Source organism: Priestia sp. TRM10 (assembly GCF_057808375.1).
Genome location: NZ_JBJZOT010000009.1, coordinates 105,851 through 124,373, shown reverse-complemented (window position 1 = coordinate 124,373; position 18,523 = coordinate 105,851). Strand labels below are relative to the sequence as shown.

At 35.0% G+C, this 18,523-nt stretch carries 20 protein-coding genes and 1 pseudogene; 10 read left to right on the top strand and 11 right to left on the bottom strand.

The features are described 5' to 3' along the window. Positions 1 to 188 precede the first annotated feature (188 nt). The 4 genes from ACK3CR_RS07555 to ACK3CR_RS07540 all read right to left on the bottom strand — a co-directional run bounded on the left by ACK3CR_RS07555 (position 189) and on the right by ACK3CR_RS07540 (position 3,396). The gene (locus ACK3CR_RS07555) at positions 189 to 1,394 is read right to left on the bottom strand and encodes an MFS transporter (protein ID WP_328124304.1); all 1,206 of its coding nucleotides are present in this window, start codon (positions 1,392 to 1,394) and stop codon (positions 189 to 191) included. Positions 1,395 to 2,118: 724 nt separating this feature from the next. Next, a complete protein-coding gene (locus ACK3CR_RS07550; RefSeq protein ID WP_061805544.1) occupies positions 2,119 to 2,433 on the bottom strand; it encodes a DMT family transporter in 315 nt (104 codons plus the stop codon). Beyond that, complete coding sequence (locus tag ACK3CR_RS07545) at positions 2,433 to 2,777, bottom strand: DMT family transporter (protein WP_061805545.1); 345 nt, start codon at positions 2,775 to 2,777, stop codon at positions 2,433 to 2,435. Before ACK3CR_RS07545 ends, ACK3CR_RS07550 begins: the two co-directional genes overlap by 1 nt. 31 nt (positions 2,778 to 2,808) lie before the next feature. Further along, the gene (locus ACK3CR_RS07540) at positions 2,809 to 3,396 is read right to left on the bottom strand and encodes a TetR/AcrR family transcriptional regulator (RefSeq protein WP_113753979.1); all 588 of its coding nucleotides are present in this window, start codon (positions 3,394 to 3,396) and stop codon (positions 2,809 to 2,811) included. Between the two features lie 579 nt (positions 3,397 to 3,975). Between ACK3CR_RS07540 and norA the strand changes: the two genes are divergently transcribed. The 4 genes and pseudogenes from norA (at position 3,976) to ACK3CR_RS07520 (ending at position 7,630) form a co-directional block, all read left to right on the top strand. Further along, on the top strand, positions 3,976 to 5,166 hold the full coding sequence (gene norA, locus ACK3CR_RS07535; RefSeq protein ID WP_243519839.1) for a multidrug efflux MFS transporter NorA: 1,191 nt from the start codon (positions 3,976 to 3,978) through the stop codon (positions 5,164 to 5,166). 110 nt (positions 5,167 to 5,276) lie between these two features. Further along, positions 5,277 to 6,455 carry a M20 metallopeptidase family protein gene (locus ACK3CR_RS07530; protein WP_488975187.1) on the top strand — a complete coding sequence of 393 codons (1,179 nt, stop codon included), beginning with the start codon at positions 5,277 to 5,279 and terminating at the stop codon, positions 6,453 to 6,455. A 180-nt stretch (positions 6,456 to 6,635) separates the two neighbouring features. Then, positions 6,636 to 6,902: a hypothetical protein gene (locus ACK3CR_RS07525; protein ID WP_410915110.1), complete on the top strand. Its 267-nt coding sequence runs from the start codon at positions 6,636 to 6,638 to the stop codon at positions 6,900 to 6,902. A 363-nt stretch (positions 6,903 to 7,265) separates the two neighbouring features. Then, a pseudogene (locus ACK3CR_RS07520) lies at positions 7,266 to 7,630 on the top strand (SF0329 family protein). 288 nt (positions 7,631 to 7,918) lie between these two features. Here the strand turns inward: ACK3CR_RS07520 and ACK3CR_RS07515 are convergent. Beyond that, positions 7,919 to 8,398: a hypothetical protein gene (locus ACK3CR_RS07515; RefSeq protein WP_243519844.1), complete on the bottom strand. Its 480-nt coding sequence runs from the start codon at positions 8,396 to 8,398 to the stop codon at positions 7,919 to 7,921. Positions 8,399 to 8,422: 24 nt separating this feature from the next. Then, a complete protein-coding gene (locus ACK3CR_RS07510) occupies positions 8,423 to 8,836 on the bottom strand; it encodes a thiol-disulfide oxidoreductase DCC family protein (protein WP_243519846.1) in 414 nt (137 codons plus the stop codon). Between the two features lie 111 nt (positions 8,837 to 8,947). On the opposite strand from ACK3CR_RS07510, the gene ACK3CR_RS07505 reads away from it, so the two are divergent. Continuing rightward, positions 8,948 to 9,337 carry a hypothetical protein gene (locus ACK3CR_RS07505; RefSeq protein ID WP_243519848.1) on the top strand — a complete coding sequence of 130 codons (390 nt, stop codon included), beginning with the start codon at positions 8,948 to 8,950 and terminating at the stop codon, positions 9,335 to 9,337. Between the two features lie 398 nt (positions 9,338 to 9,735). On the opposite strand, the gene ACK3CR_RS07500 is transcribed toward ACK3CR_RS07505, so the two are convergent. Both ACK3CR_RS07500 and ACK3CR_RS07495 read right to left on the bottom strand, forming a co-directional pair. Further along, on the bottom strand, positions 9,736 to 10,581 hold the full coding sequence (locus ACK3CR_RS07500; RefSeq protein ID WP_328124197.1) for an STAS domain-containing protein: 846 nt from the start codon (positions 10,579 to 10,581) through the stop codon (positions 9,736 to 9,738). A gap of 233 nt (positions 10,582 to 10,814) precedes the next feature. Continuing rightward, the gene (locus tag ACK3CR_RS07495) at positions 10,815 to 10,991 is read right to left on the bottom strand and encodes a cytidine/deoxycytidylate deaminase family protein (RefSeq protein WP_430238176.1); all 177 of its coding nucleotides are present in this window, start codon (positions 10,989 to 10,991) and stop codon (positions 10,815 to 10,817) included. A gap of 2 nt (positions 10,992 to 10,993) precedes the next feature. Here ACK3CR_RS07495 and ACK3CR_RS07490 point away from each other — a divergent pair, with 2 nt between their 5' ends. Next, on the top strand, positions 10,994 to 11,227 hold the full coding sequence (locus ACK3CR_RS07490; RefSeq protein ID WP_488975186.1) for an alpha/beta hydrolase: 234 nt from the start codon (positions 10,994 to 10,996) through the stop codon (positions 11,225 to 11,227). Positions 11,228 to 11,624: 397 nt separating this feature from the next. Further along, positions 11,625 to 12,527, top strand: coding sequence for an AEC family transporter (locus ACK3CR_RS07485; RefSeq protein WP_430238180.1), 903 nt, complete (start codon positions 11,625 to 11,627; stop codon positions 12,525 to 12,527). A gap of 443 nt (positions 12,528 to 12,970) precedes the next feature. Here the strand turns inward: ACK3CR_RS07485 and ACK3CR_RS07480 are convergent, their stop codons facing one another. After that, positions 12,971 to 13,843 (bottom strand): LysR family transcriptional regulator, encoded by an 873-nt coding sequence (locus ACK3CR_RS07480; protein WP_328124190.1) that lies wholly within the window; start codon positions 13,841 to 13,843, stop codon positions 12,971 to 12,973. Between the two features lie 122 nt (positions 13,844 to 13,965). Between ACK3CR_RS07480 and ACK3CR_RS07475 the strand changes: the two genes are divergently transcribed. The 3 genes from ACK3CR_RS07475 to ACK3CR_RS07465 all read left to right on the top strand — a co-directional run bounded on the left by ACK3CR_RS07475 (position 13,966) and on the right by ACK3CR_RS07465 (position 16,424). Continuing rightward, entirely contained in the window at positions 13,966 to 14,877 is a 912-nt protein-coding gene (locus tag ACK3CR_RS07475) for a DMT family transporter (RefSeq protein WP_488975185.1), read from the top strand. Between the two features lie 198 nt (positions 14,878 to 15,075). After that, complete coding sequence (locus ACK3CR_RS07470; RefSeq protein WP_243519860.1) at positions 15,076 to 15,852, top strand: PhzF family phenazine biosynthesis protein; 777 nt, start codon at positions 15,076 to 15,078, stop codon at positions 15,850 to 15,852. Positions 15,853 to 15,950: 98 nt separating this feature from the next. Then, positions 15,951 to 16,424, top strand: a complete 474-nt coding sequence (locus ACK3CR_RS07465; protein ID WP_430238184.1) for a YbaK/EbsC family protein — start codon at positions 15,951 to 15,953, stop codon at positions 16,422 to 16,424. A 64-nt stretch (positions 16,425 to 16,488) separates the two neighbouring features. Here the strand turns inward: ACK3CR_RS07465 and ACK3CR_RS07460 are convergent, their stop codons facing one another. Continuing rightward, a complete protein-coding gene (locus tag ACK3CR_RS07460) occupies positions 16,489 to 17,589 on the bottom strand; it encodes an S-layer homology domain-containing protein (RefSeq protein ID WP_488975184.1) in 1,101 nt (366 codons plus the stop codon). Positions 17,590 to 17,814: 225 nt separating this feature from the next. Next, positions 17,815 to 18,465, bottom strand: coding sequence for a DUF2306 domain-containing protein (locus ACK3CR_RS07455; protein ID WP_488975183.1), 651 nt, complete (start codon positions 18,463 to 18,465; stop codon positions 17,815 to 17,817). Positions 18,466 to 18,523 lie beyond the last annotated feature (58 nt).

The following is an 18,523-nucleotide window of genomic DNA, read 5'->3' as shown; positions in this document are numbered from 1 at the left end:
TTCTTTTTGATTTTAGGTAAAAGAGAGATAAGTACGTGCGTTGGGCACTGAAAGTAGGGTGGGACTATAAAAGGATCTTCAAACGAAGATCCTTTTGTGATACTTGTTAAATGGATGCCCTCAAAAGACTGCTCCCCGCATATATCCTTATATCAAACTTTCGGATATATGCGGGGAGTGACTAGATACTAGACTCCATTATTACTATTGAATTCTCTTTTCTTAAGAGTAAGCATAAAGGCTAAAGATAGACAATATAGTGCTGCTAAGTAGGTCATAGCTACTGTCATATCGTAGCTTTGCAAAATATATCCAACGAGAATTGGTGATAATCCTCCGATTGCTCTACCAAAATTAAAAATTGTGTTCGTGGCCGTACTGCGAATATGAACTGGATAATAACTGCTTATTAATGCTCCGTACCCAGCGAACATTCCATTTGAAAAGAAACCTACGATTGCCCCGCCAATTAACACTCCTGCACCACCTTCAGCGTACGAATATAAGAATACAGCCGATGCTGAAGCTAAAAGAAAAACTCCAAAAGCACGTTTTGCACCAAATCGATCCATGAATCGTCCAAAGGTCAGCATTCCTACAATCATTCCAACAGCTGTACTAATAGTCCAGAGCGCTGAGCCTGAAACAGATAAACCTTGGGATTGTTGAAGCATAGATGGTAGCCAAATCATCAATCCATTATAACCTGCAATTTGAACTGTTGCCATAACAACTAAAGTAATGGTTGTTATCGCTGTTCTAGGAGTGTCAAATAGCTGAAGTAAATTTACTTTTTTGGGCTTGTTGACAACCTTTTCCGTCTTTACTGCTGCTAGCCATTCTGGAGATTCCTTTAAATTTTTTCGAACAATAAAGGCAAAAATAACAGGAAGCACTCCAATGATAAACAAGGCTCTCCACCCTAAGGTAGGGAGAATGATGGCACTAAGCAATGCTGCAAGAATAACACCAAATTGGGCACCGATACTTACATAAGAGGAAGCTCTCCCTTGTTTATTCTTAGGCCAAGCCTCTGCAACAAGAGCCATACCAATTCCATATTCTCCTCCAGCTCCAAGTCCTGCGATAAATCTAAATAAATAAACCTGTTCAATATTTGCTGCTAATCCGGTTAAGGCTGTCCCTATTGCAAATAAGATGATCGTATAAGTGAAAATTCGCACCCGGCCAAATTTATCTGCTAAAATTCCAAAAATGATTCCACCAATAAGCATGCCAATATTTGTGATTGAAGAAATAAATCCTCCTGTTGCTAAATCAATGTTAAAATCTGCTACAATCATTGACATGGCAAAAGAGATAAACATGATGTCCATGCCTTCTAATGTTAAACCTGCTACAGATGCCACAACTGTTTTGTTACGATAATTCAAATTAATCCACCCTCCAGTAATATTCTTTGAAGTAAAAACTCTTTTTGTTTTGAAGGAATGGATTAGAAAACCGATTACAGCATCTTATCCATTCTCTTTTGAAGTCTCACAGAACTTCGTTTAAAAGAGGTTTTGAAAATTTTGTATTAAATGTAAACAAAAATAAATGCCCTTCTGTCAAAAGAGGACAAAAGGGCATGGATATGTTAATAAACAAATATTACTAGATTATCAATCCATCCTTTTCGGCCTCACTGGACCGTATTAAAGGCAATATCATATTGTTATTTATACTAGCATGTTAAAAAACAAGTTTCAACATAAAGTTTTGATTAACTATTATTAAATAGTATTCTGTCTAGTTGATTTATCCTCCAATCTTTCTAAATATTATGGTGGTGATAAAAATATTTAGAAAGTCAGAAAGCTAGAAAATCAGACAAAGTTCCTTTGGCATAATGGATATTTCCAATGTATCTTCATAGAAAAATGTAACTTGTTTTTAAAATTAAAAAGCACTTCACAATAAATATATTTCTTGTGAAAATAAACCGTCCAAAGCGGTGTCTGTCTTCTTTAGAAATGCTTTTAATATATATTCAAATCTTAAATAATAGTGGATGCCAATTGATTATAGTGATAAATAATGGGTTTCTTGTGGCAGTATATATTTACACTTTAATACATGAATAAACAAGGCCAGCTTTTTAGCTGGCCTTGTTGTTCATCCTAACAGTTTTAATCCAATTGCAGAACATAAAATCATTGAAATAAATAAAATGCGTCGCCATTCTTTTGGTTCTTTGTAGACGAACATTCCAACAAGGGTTGCGCCAACAGTGCCGATTCCTGTCCAAATCGCATAAGCGGTTCCCATTGGCAGGTCACGCATCGCTAATGAAAGCATTGTAAAACTTAATGCAAAAGAAGCGATAAGCATGAGAAGAGACAATACATCTTTTCTAATGGTAACGCGTTTAAGTCCAAACACGCCGAGTACTTCACAAAGACCAGCGACAATTAAAAATCCCCAAGCCATTATGCATGCTCTCCTTCCTGTTTATCTTCTTTATCTGTAATTAACTTCAAGCCAATCACGCCCGCTAGTAGCAGAGCAATTAATAATATTTTTGCAATCTGAAAAGGTTCTCCAAACAATAGCATATCAGATGCTACTGTTCCAGCTGTTCCTAATCCTGTGAAAACAGCATAAACCGTGCCAACCGGCAGATTGTTTGTTGCTTTTAGAATGAGCGTGAAGCTCACTATGATCGCTAGAGCCGTTAATAGCCATTCCCAAATGTTTGAAGAGTGCTTAAGACCGGTTACCCAACCAACTTCTACAATTCCTGCTCCAATGACGTATATCCAATCCCTATTCATATTTCATAAAACTCCTTTTATCTTATTGCTTTTATTTCTTTTCATCTGCAAAAACGCCCCTGCAAAAAATGGGCCATGCAGCATTCATCCGAAGCATTGCTTTTTCTTCCCATGCGAAAAGCATTTCAATTAAAATACCGTCTACAAGTGTAAGATACGCAATGGAAGCATCTTGTGGGGATGCAATAATTTCTTCTTGCGGAATTCGTTCAAAACGTTTTCTCAATAATTCTTGAAACGAATCAAGCAGTGGATTTGTTCGATCCATCACTTCTTTCATTAAAGCTTCCGGGGGAAAGAAAGAATGGCGAAGCAGAAATCCAAAGCTTGGTTCGTCTTGGTAGTTTCGAATGAGAAACAAAGGAAAAGCCTCTAATGTTTCTCGCATATTTAGACGATTGTATCGTTCGATAAAATATTGAAATGTTCTTTTTTTTACTTCGCGTTCAGCGAGGGAAAAGACATTCATGAATAAATCTTCTTTACTTTTGAAATGCGCATAAATGGAAGGTTTTTTAATGTTAGCATCTTCAGCAATCATTCCTAAGGATGCACCTTCAAATCCATATTTTGAAAAATGATGAAGGGCAGAAGTGAGAATTAAATTTTTAGAACTCAAAGAAGTTAAACCCCTTTCTTTGGAAGGAAATTTCTAGTATAATACATTCGTATTGTTTAAAACCTAACGGTCGTTAGTTATTATCTCAAAGGGAAAAGAAGCTGTCAATTTAAGATTTTTAAAATGTAACACTAGCAGCTTTACAAAGCAGAGATAAGAAAGGGGCATGATGGATGGAGAATAATGAAAACTGGAGAAATAACAGTGATGTAGATATAGAGAGGAATCTAGGTTAAAACAAAAAAGAGAAGTTTACGACAAATCTTCTTTCTATGTTTCTTATGTGTAGTAAAGTGCTGATTCATACGAGAAGTTTATCTCTACACTTCTTAAAGAAGGCTGCGGTTTGCTCAAAATAATATAAAAGGAAGGTTTGAGAGAAGATATAGTGAGATTCGCTTTTATGAAAGAATAGGGTTCTTTAGTGTAGGAAACGATGAGACTAGATTAGTTTCTTACTTGCTAAATGATTTTATGATAAGAAAAGCTCGCTAATCTTGATCAATATTCGGAACGAAAAGTAAAAATCATCTTATCTTTTAAATGTTTATAGCTTTATCAAAATAAAGGAGAAACACCATGGAAAAACAGAATGTAACATTATTTATCCTATTAGCAAATCTATTTATCGCTTTTTTAGGCATTGGACTTGTAATTCCTGTAACACCTACTATCATGAATGAACTTCATTTGTCTGGAACAATTGTTGGGTATATGGTTGCTGCCTTTGCACTCACACAGCTCGTCGTGTCACCAATCTCGGGTCGGTGGGTTGATAAGTTTGGACGTAAAAAAATGATTATTATTGGGTTAATTATTTTTAGCCTTTCAGAATTTTTATTTGGAATAGGGCAGCAGGTTGAAGTATTATTTGTTTCCCGCATGCTCGGTGGAGTAAGCGCTGCTTTTATTATGCCCGGAGTTACAGCTTTCATTGCAGATATTACAACTTTAAATACTCGAGCTAAGGCGCTTGGCTATATGTCAGCTGCTATTTCAACGGGATTTATTGTTGGTCCAGGAGTTGGGGGATTTTTAGCTGAAATTGGTACGCGGTTGCCGTTCTTTTTCGCCGCAGGGCTTGCATTAGTTGCTACTGTCTTTTCTCTTGTTGCTTTACGTGAACCCCAGCGGAACCCTGAAAATGAAGAAATAAAAATCGTAAAAGGGCAAGGCCGCTTAAAACGCATTTTTGTGCCTATGTATTTTATAGCATTTTTAATTCTTTTCATTTCTTCATTTGGACTATCTGCTTTTGAATCATTTTTCTCTCTTTTTGCAGACCATAAATTCGCTTTTACACCAAAAGATATCGCAATTATGATTACAGGTGGAGCTATTCTTGGTGTTATTGTGCAAGTGGCATTGTTTGAGCGTTTAACAAAATGGTTTGGTGAAATTGGCGTTGTGCGCTACAGCCTCATTTTTTCAACGATCATTGTTTTCTTGCTTACAATTGTGAATTCTTACTATATGGTTTTGCTTGTCACGATGGTAACGTTTGTTGGATTTGATTTAATCCGACCTGCTTTAACAACGTATCTCTCACGTATTGCAGGGAATGAGCAAGGATTTGTTGGAGGAATGAACTCCATGTTCACAAGTCTTGGGAATGTATTCGGTCCTATTGTTGGAGGTATTTTGTTTGATATTAATCTAAATTATCCATTTTACTTTGCTGCCCTCTTCTCAGCAGTTGGGGTAGCCATTACTCTTACTTGGAGACATCCTCATCAGCGTGAAGAAAAAGAGCTTTCTTCACAGCCGTAAAGAAAAACATAGTATGTGTTTTCTAAGCGTATTTATAATTGAGATTACAAGAAGAAAATGAAACACTGATATGGAATTCAGGTTTTCATTTTCTTTTTTTATAAGGGGGGATGAGTGAGAATATGAATGAGCTAAGAAAGAAAGCTGAAGAACTAAAAGAAAGTTTGGTTCAATGGAGAAGATATATTCACCAACACCCAGAGCTTGGGTTTGAAGAAGAGAAAACATCGCAGTTTATTCAGGAAAGATTAAAAGAAATGAATATTCCTTTTAACATCGTTGCTAAGACAGGAATTGTGGCTTTAATTAAAGGGGAAAGTGATGGACCAACACTAGCATTAAGAGCAGATATCGATGCTCTTCCTATTAAGGATGAAAAAGAAACTTCTTATGCGTCTAAAGTTCAAGGAAAAGGTCATCTCTGTGGTCATGACGCGCATATAACAATGCTCCTTTGTGCAGCAAAGCTGTTAAGTGAACACAAAGTAAAAAAAGGAAACATTAAGCTCTTGTTTCAGCCTGCTGAAGAAACAGGAAAAGGAGCAAAAAAGCTTATTGAATACGGCGTTCTACAAAATCCAAAAGTTGATGCTATTGTTGGATTGCACGTTAATCCAATGGTAGAAACAGGACATGTAACATGTTCTAAAAAAGAAGTATGTGCAGCATCTGATTTTTTTAATATTGAAATAAAAGGTAGTGGTGGACATGCTGCACACCCGCACCTTTCTAAAGATCCCATTCCGATGGCTGCTAACGTTATTTCATCTCTTCAACAAATTGTGAGCAGACAAATAGATCCGCTCACTCCTACTGTTTTAACGATTGGTCAAATTCATGGAGGATATGCAGATAACGCGATCGCTTCTTCTGTGAGTCTTGGTGGAACTGTTAGAACATTAGATGAAGAGGTAAGGGCATCAATAAAAGAAAAGATGGAAAATGTCATATCAGGTGTTACTTCATCATTAGGCGGAGAGTATAAGTTTCACTATCACTACGAAACTCCGGTTTTAACTAACGATGATTCTTTAATTCCTACCTTAGAAGAAACGGTTAAGACGATACTTGGCGAACATTCTTTTTCAATTGTTAATCCTTCAATGGGTGGAGAAGACTTTGCTTTTTATACAAGGGAAGTACCTGGGTTATTTTTCAGGTTAGGCGTGCGAAATGAGAATAAAGGAATTGTGTACCCCCTTCATCATCCATTGTTTGATCTTGATGAAGAAGCTCTTCCTTATGGAGGAGCATTGCTTGCTCAATATGCCTTAAACTATTTAAAATGAAAAATAGAATAGGAAATAGAAAGATAGTAAGAGTTGATTAGCTCTACTATCTTTTTTTATGAAAAGAAAAACAATAAGCGAACGTACGTTTGATTTATAATTCTTCTTTATATATAATGGAGAAAAGTATGAAAAAAGGAGAAATTTAGTTACATAATAAACATGAAAAGAGGAACAAATGTGGGTGAGATAGACTTTAATCGACTAACGCACTGTATGTCTTTGCTATCATCAGAGAAAGAAACAGAGATAGTGGCAACAGACTTATATGATATTTTGGAAAGTGCTCCTAAAATACAGGATTTAGTTCTTCAGATAGTGAGTACTAACATAACGAAAGAAAAAATGATAGACCTTCTAATTGAGTTAGAAACAGAACTTGATCATCTTAACTGGCATTATGAGAGTTTTAAAAAAGAGTTGAAAAATATTGAAGAACTAGATTAATAATGAGCGAAGAAAGAGACGGATATACCTTCTCTTTCAATTGAAGAATAAGGATGAAAAGAGCCTGTTATATCAAAAGTAGTAGAATACCAAGTCCGTTATCTGAGAGATTAGGATTTTTTCAAATCGTTTATGTAAAAGAGCATTCTAACAGTTGTAGAACGCTCTTTTTTTATGGTTGTATAGTTAAAACCCCTTTCTTATTGGGAATATAGAAAGAAAAGATAACTTTATGTTAATATATGGATATGTCAACATATAGATATATAAAGGGAGAGACATACATCATTGTTATATAGCCCAAAATGGAGCAAAGCTAAAAAACATTTGTTAAGTTTTCTTTGTGCTTCTCTTTGTAAGAGAGTGGATTTTCATATGATCAATTACCGAAAAGCACATGATGGATTAGGAAGAGCGGTCATTACGATTGATCACAAAGAGATTTTTAGCATGTGTACAATTAAGACAGAAAGTAAGCTTTATCTTAGAGAGTGGGAACAAAGAAAAAAGAACAGCAATATGATTTTGAGAATGAAGAGGAAACAGAGCGCACTTGGAAGGAAATATATAAAACGCTTGAAAAAGGTGCTATTTATGCTCAATATGACTTCTTTTCCGCTCTTGAAGAGTATTTTAGTTTGCCTATAGAAAAAGCTCTCCGTTCCTCTAATTCTATTGTGAAGATGTTATGTATGATAGATCGACGCGTAGGAAAGAGAACATTGTGAAGAATTGAAAAATCTATATTAGAAGAACAGCGTATAATCAAGTATCTTTACCAATTAAGATGTGAAGCGGAAGGGATTCAGAGTAAGAGTAAGTCAAAAGTTTCATGAGACAGAAGAAGAGTGAATTGTGAGAACAGGAAAGTGAACGGAAAATCCAGTATCAAAAACAAATTAAAAGCACAAAAACATAAAAATTTTTTGTGCTTTTAATCGATCACACATCTTTTTGAATTACAAAATAATAGAAGAGAGAAAAAGAAAAGATAATAAATAAAGCAACAAAAATAATCATAAAATATTCACCTTCTCATGATGTGACATTTCTTTTTTTACAATAGATGGATAATTGTAGAAAATCATTTTAAGCTTTTGATATTCAAAAAGAAGAAGAGAAATGCTCATAAAGGTAAGAAGAGAGCTAATGGCAAGGGCAGGGATATTAAAACAGTAATCGAGAATGGTAATATTCACTGTAATAGGTAAGTAAATAATATTTCCTAAAGTTGCAGTTCTTGGTATAAGCAATAATAAGGCTGCTGTAATTTCTCCACCCGCAATAAATAAATTATAAATGTCAGAGTATCCGAAAAAATGCCAAGCAAGTTGCATAGCGGAATCCTTTGTGGAATCGAAAACAAAGTTACCTGTAGAGAATTGGCCAGGATAAATCTTAGCTCCTCCGTAAATAAAAAAAGCTAATGCTAAAACGTAACGAAATGTAGTAATCGTGCTCATTTTTAATTTGTATAAAAAAACGGTTTTATTCACTCATTTTCCTTCTTTCTCGATTGTTTATTCGTTAAGATCAATGAATCGACTCTTGATTTCTTCTGTGGGAATCATACAAGAAGTTTGTTTTCCAAATAATTGATATCGATATTTAGCACCGAATTGATACAATCTATCGCTAAGCGGTTTTGGAACTATCTTAAATAAAGAGAGGATTCTCACAGACCCCGCAAGATTTGAAATAATATGCAGAATAGCTGTTGATTCGGTATATAACGTATCTCCATCAATAAGAACAATAGAATGCAAATCTTTTCTATATCCATATTGATTCAATATAGAAGATCCAGTATTAGATTGAAGAGAAGCAAATTTAAATATACCTTTTGGATCTCTTTTAATCACAAACTGTACAAAGCTATTGCACATATTGCATACACCATCAAAAAGAATAATGATATCGTGGTTATCTTTCATTTCTATCGCCTCGCTTATCTCCTGAACATTTCACTATTTTGATTATAAGATATAGAAGATGACAATACATCTTACACTTTTGTAAGAAAAATACAAAGGGAGGAGAGAATTATGGGAAGAAAAATCCGTTTTGCACAAGATGAACTTATGTTAGAGCTAACAGGATTAACAAGCTATTTTTGTTTAAAAAGAAAAGTACGAATTCCTTATCACATGATTGATAGTGTGTTAGTTGACTACTATGAAGCACCACAAATCATGCTGAGAATGCCTGGTACATCTGTTCCTGGAACGAGTATTCGCGAGGGGAGCTTTAAATATCGAGATGAGTGGTACTTCTTATCATACGAAAGAAGAGAACCGCTTGTTATGATTGAGCTCACAGGGCATAAAAAATACAGATATGTGATTTTTCAAATGGAAGATCCTACAGAAACGGCGTACAATATTCGCACGCGTTTAAGAGAATGGGAGATAGAAAGAGGAAAGAATAGTAAGTAGGACTATGTTACAATGAAAGCTAACATACTTGGAAGGTGTTGGAATATATGCTTTTTATGATAGGAGCAATTTTCATTGCTCTTAGTTTATGTATGTTTTTTATACTAAGTCTACTAACGGGGATAGGAAAGGCAATGGATAGTTTCTACGTCAATGGTTCGAGCTTTTTTCAACTAGATTATGTGATGTATCCAATTATTTCTGCCTTTATCGGCCTTATTTTCATTTCATTTCATTTTACGAACCACAAGGAAAACAACAAGTAAATAAAAGTTTCTAGTGTGAACGTTATAGTAGGAGATAGAAATTTTTAGCATAAGAACAATAGGAGAGGTAAGTACGCCTGCTATTAACTATAAAAAGCTTCTGTTTATAAAACAGAAGCTTTTTATCCTACATTATCCTAATTTATGCAAAGCTAATGCTTTTTGAATGCTAGAAACAACAGACATATCGTTAAAATCAATTCCAATTTGAACAGCGGTCTGAGCGATTTCTGGTCTAATGCCTGAAAGCGTACATTTCACACCAACTAAATTTAGTGCTTTAATAAGTTGGAAGATTTGGTGAGCCACCATTGTATCAATGATAAGAACGCCAGATAAATCAATAAGAAGATGTTTAACACCTTGGGAAGAGCACTCCTGCAGTGTGTTTTCTAGGACTCTTTTTGCACGTTCTGTATCAATATCTCCAACAAGAGGAAGTAACGCTAAATTTTCACTAAGGGAGATAATAGGAGAACTTAATTCATAAATCATTTCTTTTTGAGCAGTTAAACGTTTCTCCGCATGAATATAGCTTTGATTTGTAAAAGCAGTCACAACGTAGTTAAAGTTTTCGATAATTGTTCGATTCCAGCGATTAATAGTTTTTAATGAGTATGTTTCTTCGCTCGTTTCCACAAATTCTTCAACAAGATCTAAGTACTGTTCTTCTGTATTAAAAAACTCGCGAAGAATAAGATGAATCGGCGTATTCAAATGTTCTTCATCTTTTGAAACAGCACAGATCCATTCATTAAATGACTCTAGAAATTCCGCATGTGTGGATGATTCATCAAACATTTTACAAAAACGTAAATGAAATTCGTAATTTTGCTTTTTGACGCTTTCAATTACTTCTGGATCGTCAGAAGCATATACACCACCTGCTTCTGATTTATCAATCGATTCATACCATTGTTCAGTTAATAGTCGAGTGCGTTCCAATAGAAAATGATATAATTGGTTGTTTCTATGCATGAACTTTATCTCCTTGTAAGTAAAATATGTCTTTTAATAGCTATATTGGATAGTTATATTGGATAGTTATGTTTATTAAAGAAACTCAGTAAAACTATAAATTATTATATATAGTTTTACTGAACCTCACAACAAGAAAATAAGCTTTAACTCTCCAGAAATAAAAGTGGAAAACTCCTTATATAATGTAGAAAGAAGAATCCTTCTGCATTATATAAGAGTGAGGGACTATCTTAAACCCTTACATATTTTAAAGGAAGAAGCTCACTTATCTTTGTTTTTACAATTTCCTGATCGGCCTCTAAAATGACGTAGCAGTCTGGGGCATAATCATACATAAGCTCTCTACACATTCCACCAGGGCTTACGATATAAAGTTCTCCACTATGAGGATGCTTTAAAAGGCGCAATTTTGCATCATCCCATGGTGCTACGAAGAGGAATAAAACTGCCGAATCTAACGCATAACCGGGTCTTTATTGAAGCAGGAGAAAATGACTTAATGTGTACAGCTGAAGAATCAAAAGAGCTTTATGATCTGTTAGAAAAAGCAGGTGCTAATGTTCAAATTTCTTGGTTACAGCAAGGGCATCAGCCCACAGTTCAAGAAGTGAGAGAAGCTGCAAAGCGGTATGAAGAAAGTTAATGGTTTTATCTATGAGAAAACACCTTCAGTTTGAGGGTGTTTTTTTGATGTGAAAATGGAGATTGGTGAAATTGTTTCAAAATGAAACAATTTTCATACACTTGATGAAAATAAAAACGATAACTGTTGATTGTTTATAAGGAGAGAAATATAATATTAAATAAAGTTGATTTAATATTCTGTTTATTAAGTTATTGAATAAGGGGAAAAATGGGGGAGCACACGCAAATGCTACATATGTTAGAAAACTCATTGATGCTTTCGAAAAGAATAAATAGGTTGAAACAGAAAGAGTGTATGTCATTCACAAAGCAATCTATAAATAATGTAGATTGCTTTTAAAGTGTTAGGAAAGCTTGTTACATAGCTTTAAATAATAATAATAAAGGTGAATAAAATGACATTTTTCACAGTTGTATTACCGGTGTTTAGCATATTTCTCATTGGGTTTATCGGAGAGAAAAAGATTGGCTTTGACACGAGAACGATTTCAACAATGACACTATATTTAATGTCTCCATTATTAGTTTTTAGAACTTTTTATACAATAGAGTTTAACTTAGACTATTTATATTTGACGGTATATACGTTTGCTCTTTGTTTTGTATTAATCCTTATCGTGTATATAATAACTTTTGTTCAAAAATACTCAAGGGCCGAAACATGTGGGATGATATTAGCATCTTCTTTTATGAATAACGGAAATTACGGAACTCCAGTAGCGCTTCTGCTCTTTGGAACGGCTGGTTTTGACTTTGCTATTATTTTAATGGTCATTCAGCAGCTTGTAATGTGTACAGTCGGGGTATATTATGCTGCAAAGGGCGGAGAAGAAGGGGATGGTATAAAGTTCGCAATTCGCTCGGTAAGACGCATGCCAACGGTGTATGGAGCAATTGCAGGAACGCTTTTTCAAATTTGCCATATTCCAATAGGTGACGCTCTTACAAAAGCCGTTGATTTAGTGGCTGATGCAACCATTCCTACTGTTATGATCATTTTAGGCATGCAGCTTGCTAAAATCTCGCTTCGGAGCATCCAAAAAAGCAAAGTTACTCTCTCTATTCTTATTAAACTTTGTATTTCTCCATGTGTCTCCTATATATTTACCCTTTTTTTACCCCTTGATGAGATGATGAAACAAATTATCATCATTATGGCCGCAATGCCAACAGCTGCTAACACGACAATGTATGCTGTCCAGTTTAATACAGATCCTGATTTTGTTTCAAGCGCAACGCTTATAAGTACGCTGTTAAGTTTAGTTACTCTTCCCCTTATTTTTACTATTGTTCTCTAAATTCCTATTTGATTGCTTGCATCGTATATGAAGCAGATGGGTTTCTACTATTAAAGCTCCTGAAACATACTTAAAGAACATATAAAAAAGAAGCTTCTCTTATGAAGCTTCTTTTTTATGTAGAGAGGAAAGCTTATAAGCAGTTCTACGTATTCTTTAACTTCTTTTTTGGAAGAAAAGATTTCACCTTCCCCAATTTTTGAGCCTACTTTAAGCATAATATCCTCCACTTTGTAATGAGTTATCTCCTGATTAAAAATAACAAGAGAATGGCAACTATACTTATTAGATTAACGAAGGTATTCAGTAATTCATTCCCACCAAAAATGTGAAAGAGAAAGCCGATAAAAGCAATAAATAGAACGAGAATAGGAGAGAGAGGTGCACGGTTTCTTTTTTGCATTTTTCCTTCTTCCAAGAGTAAAGATAGAATCTCTTTCTTTTCATTGTTCTTTACCACTTAGCCAACCTTTTGTAACTTCTGCAAATTTTCGGCCTGCTGGTGATAGGTTGTAGCGAGTCGCAAGGCCAATGGAACGATAGCTATTTACTTCAAGGGGAATTGCACGTAGCTGTTTTGGGAGAGAATCAAGTACCATCTCGGGAAGAATGCTTATCCCTAAATGATGACTAATCATCGACATAATAGCGGTTTCTTCCATAAGTTCAAATCGAATATTTGGTTGAACATTATATGCTTCAAACAGTCGTTTTACATCATGAGAGCCACCATATGAGGGCATGATAAAGTCGACTTTTTCAAGGTCTTCAAATGTTACAACAGGTTTGTTGTATAGCTGACTTTGATTAGAAACAATACATAGCAAAGGGTCATTTTTTAATGGAATAATGTCAAACTGATTTGATTGTGTAATATTGACAAACCCACAGTCAATTTCTCCGTTTAAAAGCCACTGCTCAATTTCGAAATAATCTCCTTCTTTCAACTCAATATGAATAGCAGGATATTTTGCTTCCATGATTTTAATAATATCAGGAAGCCATTTCATTGATACGCTCGTAAATATCCCAATTTTAATCGTTCCTTTTGAAAGTCCATTAAGACTAGCGGCTTCTTGATATACTTTTTCATTGTAGTGCAATACTTTTCGAATAGTGAAGAGAAGGTGCTCACCTGCATTTGTTAGGGTAACGCCTGTTTTATTACGGTTGATAAGAGTAAGTTCAAACTCTTTTTCTAGACTTGTGATGGCGTGACTAACTGCAGACTGCGTCAATTGTAAAGAATCAGCTGCTTTAGTGAAACTTCCAACTTCAGCGATTTTGCTGAAAATCTCAAATTTAACTAGGCTCATAGAGCTCTCCTTTGTCATGAATTTTGTTCATGTTATAAATTATAAAGATTCATTTTATTAATATCAAACACTCTTGTATACTGTTGTTACATATTCATTGAAAGGAAAAGAGGGAGAGGGTAATGAGCTATAGAATGAGAGCCAATCTAATGATGGTTGGAGTTAATGTATTCTGGGGACTTTCCTATGTTTTTATGAAAATGGGACTAGATTCTCTTGAATCTTTTAACATTATTGCGCTTCGATGTTTACTCGCATTTGTGATTGCAGGGGGCTTTTTTTATCGAAGGTTAGTAAAAGCAAAACTAAGTACGGTGTTATTTTCGTTTTTACTTGGTATGATGCTATTTCTCGTTTTTTCTTCCGTTACGTTCGGAGTAGGAATGACCTCGGCATCTAGCGCAGGTTTTCTCGTTAGTCTTACAGTTATATTTGTTCCTATTCTTCACTGTCTAATCATTAGAAAACTGCCGTCTCTGCCCATTTCTCTCGGCGTTTTATTTTCTTTAACAGGGATTGGGATTTTAACGTTAAAAGGCTCGTTAAGCATTAATACAGGGGATGCTTTATGTATAGGCACAGCATTATGCTACGCTATTCATATTCTCTTAACAGGAAAATTAACAAAAGGAGAAGATTCCATAACACTTGGTGTGCTTCAGCTCGGATTTGCAGGAGGAATCGCTCTTCTGTTCAGTCTGATTTTTGAAGATCCTTCACTTCCTTCAACAGGAGAGAGCTGGATCGCCATTTTAGGACTGGGAATATTTTGTAGTGCGGTAGGGTTTATTTGTCAAGCAGTAGCACAGCGCTATACAACGCCAACGCATACGAGTTTGATTTTTGCGACTGAGCCTATTTTTGCAGCGTTGTTCGCCGTTCTTTTCTTAAATGAAGTATTCACATTAAGAGATGCTGCAGGCGCATTTATTATTATATGTGGAATTTTAATTGCCCAAATGAACAGTCTTTCTTTTAATAAAAAGGGTTGGACTTATAGAAGAAGATGGCGCAAGCGAGAATCTAATTTATAGAGTACAAAGAATTTCAGCAGGAGACAGTGATTAGTAGGTGGGATACTTGTGGATTAGAATTCATTCACTACTATCATGTGGTAATAAAAAAGCTCTTATCCTTTATTGGGTAGAGCTTTTTTTAGTGAAACATTACATAGAATATACTTTCGGATTTTTGAATTTTCTGATTTAATATTTATAAAGGAGGAGAAAACAATGAAATACTACGTTGTAGACGCATTTGCTGAAAAAGTATTTGAAGGAAATCCTGCTGGAGTTTGTATTATGGAAAAGTGGATTTCTGATGAGCGTATGCAAAATATTGCGAGCGAAAATAACCTTTCTGAAACAGCATTTGCTGTAAAAGAAGAAGAAGGATATAAACTAAGATGGTTTACACCAGGAGGAGAAATTGATCTTTGTGGGCATGCAACATTAGCAACAGCATATGTGATTACAAATTTTTATGAACAAGACGTAATGAAGGTTACCTTCCATACAATGAGCGGAGAGTTAACCGTTCTCAGAAAAGGAGAGCAATACGAAATGGATTTTCCAAGTCGTATGCCAAAATCGGTTGAATTAACAGAAGAAATGATAGAAGCGCTCGGCATGAGACCTCTCTATGCTTTCTTAGATCGAGATTTGATGTTTGTGCTAGAAAGCGAAGAAGACATCCAACGTGCAACCCCAGACTTTGCGAAGCTAAGAGAATTAAAGGAAGGAGTAGGAGTGCTGCTTACAGCTCAAAGTCAATGTTATGATTTTGTCTCACGAACTTTCTTTCCTAAACTAAATGTAGATGAAGATCCTGTATGTGGTTCAGCACATTGTAACTTCATTCCATACTGGGCAAAACGTCTTCATAAAACTGAAATGAAAGCAAGACAGCTTTCAAAACGAGGTGGGACACTATACTGTAAACTTGAAGGAGATAGAGTTCGTATTAGCGGTTCAGCCGTTTTATATTCAGAAGCAACGCTTCATGTTTAAATAATTGTACCTAAAGGACATTTTAGATAATGATATAATGAACAGACTGATAATAAAAAATATTGGGTGTAATTAAAAAGATAGGAAGGGAAAAATATATGTCAATTGAAAAAGTAAAGTCTTATTTTGCGAACTATGGGATGGAAAATAAAATCATTCAACTCAAAGAATCAAGTGCAACAGTAGAACTAGCAGCACAAGCACTAGGGTGTGAGCCAGAGAGAATTGCTAAAACTCTTTCTTTCCGAGTTGGAGAAGAAGTTGTATTAATTGTAGCCGCTGGAGATGCTAAAATCGACAACCGAAAATACCGCGAAGAATTTGGAACAAAAGCAAAAATGCTGAGCGCAAATGAAGTTGAACCTCTAACAGGGCATAGGATTGGCGGAGTGTGCCCATTTGCTGTAAATGAAGGGGTTTCCGTCTATTTAGATCAGTCACTTCAACGTTTTCAAACAGTATTTCCTGCGTGCGGAAGCGGAAACAGTGCAATCGAGCTAACGATAGAACAATTAGAAGAGTATTCAAAATATATAAAATGGTTAGATGTTTGTAAAGGGTGGGAGAATTAAAGAGAAAAGTTATATTATGGTACATACATAAAGAGCCTTATCCATTTGGATAAGGCTCTTGTCATCAATATACTTTTTGCAGTTCAAAAAGTCGTTCAGATGGTTGATTTGAAGCATCTACAACTAGGACAAGGCCAAGTCCTTGAACATAGTAAGAATAAATGCCATCATAGTCTTTAATTTCAATTGCATTTTTAAATGTACCAGCAGGTGTTGTGATTGTTTTGTTCATAGAAGTTACAACGTAGTTTGTAACAGGATCACCTTCGTAAAGTTGATATGTCCACTTTGTATTTTGCTTTAGTGGATATGGGATCGTAAGAAGAATCTCAGAATTTTGGATACCAAAATCTAATCCTTTATTATTTTCACGATATGAATAATATTCTTTTCCTTCACTTCCGCTTGCTGTCCATTTCTCTCCAAATTCATCTTTCCCTCCATATTTCCAAGTTTCTGTATAGTTATCGCTTGGATATTTATAGACAAATGTTTTGCGAGGATTTAATTTCAATCCAGCTGTTACAAAGCGGTTAGCACCATTGTCTTTAAAAGAAGGTTGAAGTGTGCGAGCTAAAAAGACTGAAAAATGTTGACGCGAAAGAGATTGATAAGGCTTGAATGTATTATCAGCATAACCAGTTGTAATGTTATTATATGCTAGAGCATTAATATACGTATAAAAGTCATTTGAATTTGGAACATCGGAAAACTCGCTAAGCGTTGAACCTTTAACATTGTACGAAAGACTTAGTATTTTTGCCATTTGCCCTCTTGTGAGCGTATCCCACGGATTGAAATATTTCTTTCCAGTATGAGGATCTGTTTTTCCAGAGATAATACCAAGTTCTACAGCCTTTGCAATTTCTTCATACCCATAGTCGCCTTTTTTTACATCTGCAAATCCTGGATTCTTGGCGTTGAAATCTTTTATTCCTTTCGCTCGAAGAAGCATTTGTACGGCTTGAAGTCTTTTGATTGATGCTTCAGGCTTGAATGTTCCATCTTCATATCCTTTAATAATATTTTTATTAGCAAGGAAAAGAATCTCTTTCTTATAAAGAGTCACATCTTTAAAGGCGGTGCTAGCTTCTGCACGCTGAAAAGGCAAGGCTGCTGCAATAAGAAGACTTAAAACTAGAAATAGGCGAACAAACTTTTTCACTACTATCCCTCCTGGTATATTCTTGAAATATTACATTTACGTTACTAATATATTACATTGTTATTTCTTAGTCAATTGTTAATATTCAGAATATAATGAGAGATTAAAAGATAAAGAAAAGAAATCTCCTTTATCATAGAGTAAGAAAAGGAGAAGGAGAAGGACAAGCATAGTAAAAAGAGGGCTTTAAAGTTCTCTTTTTATTACTTTTTAACTTTTCAAACCTTAAGAAGAAAGATTTGTCTCAATATTCGTTTCCTGACGCTTTGTATATTTTATAATAAATTCTCCAACAATGAGATTAGGCACCCAAGCAAGCCAAGCGATAATAGCGTAACTAACTTCAAAATTCTCCAGCCCAAATAACACCATAAACAGGGGCAACCAAAGTCTTAACGTGACCGCGGCAAAAGTTAAGGAGTAGTTTCTAATCATCCAATGTTGATGTGCAGAAATGTTTCTTTGTCGAATCATTCTTAACGCTTTGTATGCAGACTGTAACCATAACAAAGATAGGAATCCAAAACCTAACTTTGCTATCAGGCCTCCCGTTGCGTAACAAGCTAGATAAAAACCTGAAAGGCCGCCAAATAATATCCCAACCATATATACTTTTCCAAGTCGTTGATGACGTTTCAGATTTTTTTCTCGAAATGTTTTTGATAATGTAAAAGGACCAATGATTAAAGAAACAAGGCTAGTTGTAATATGGATAAATAACATCATGTACCATAATGGACTTAGTTTATCGAGAAATAAGAGTTTCATCTGCACTAAACCAGCTTGAGTTCCGTCCATAATAAAATATTGAACAATAATATAGCAGACTACAGCAAAAATAAGTGTATTGAAGATCAACGATCTTCTTTTCTTCATTTTATTTCACCTACCTCTAGTCAATTTCATTTAAAAACAATTATACCATTTAATTCCT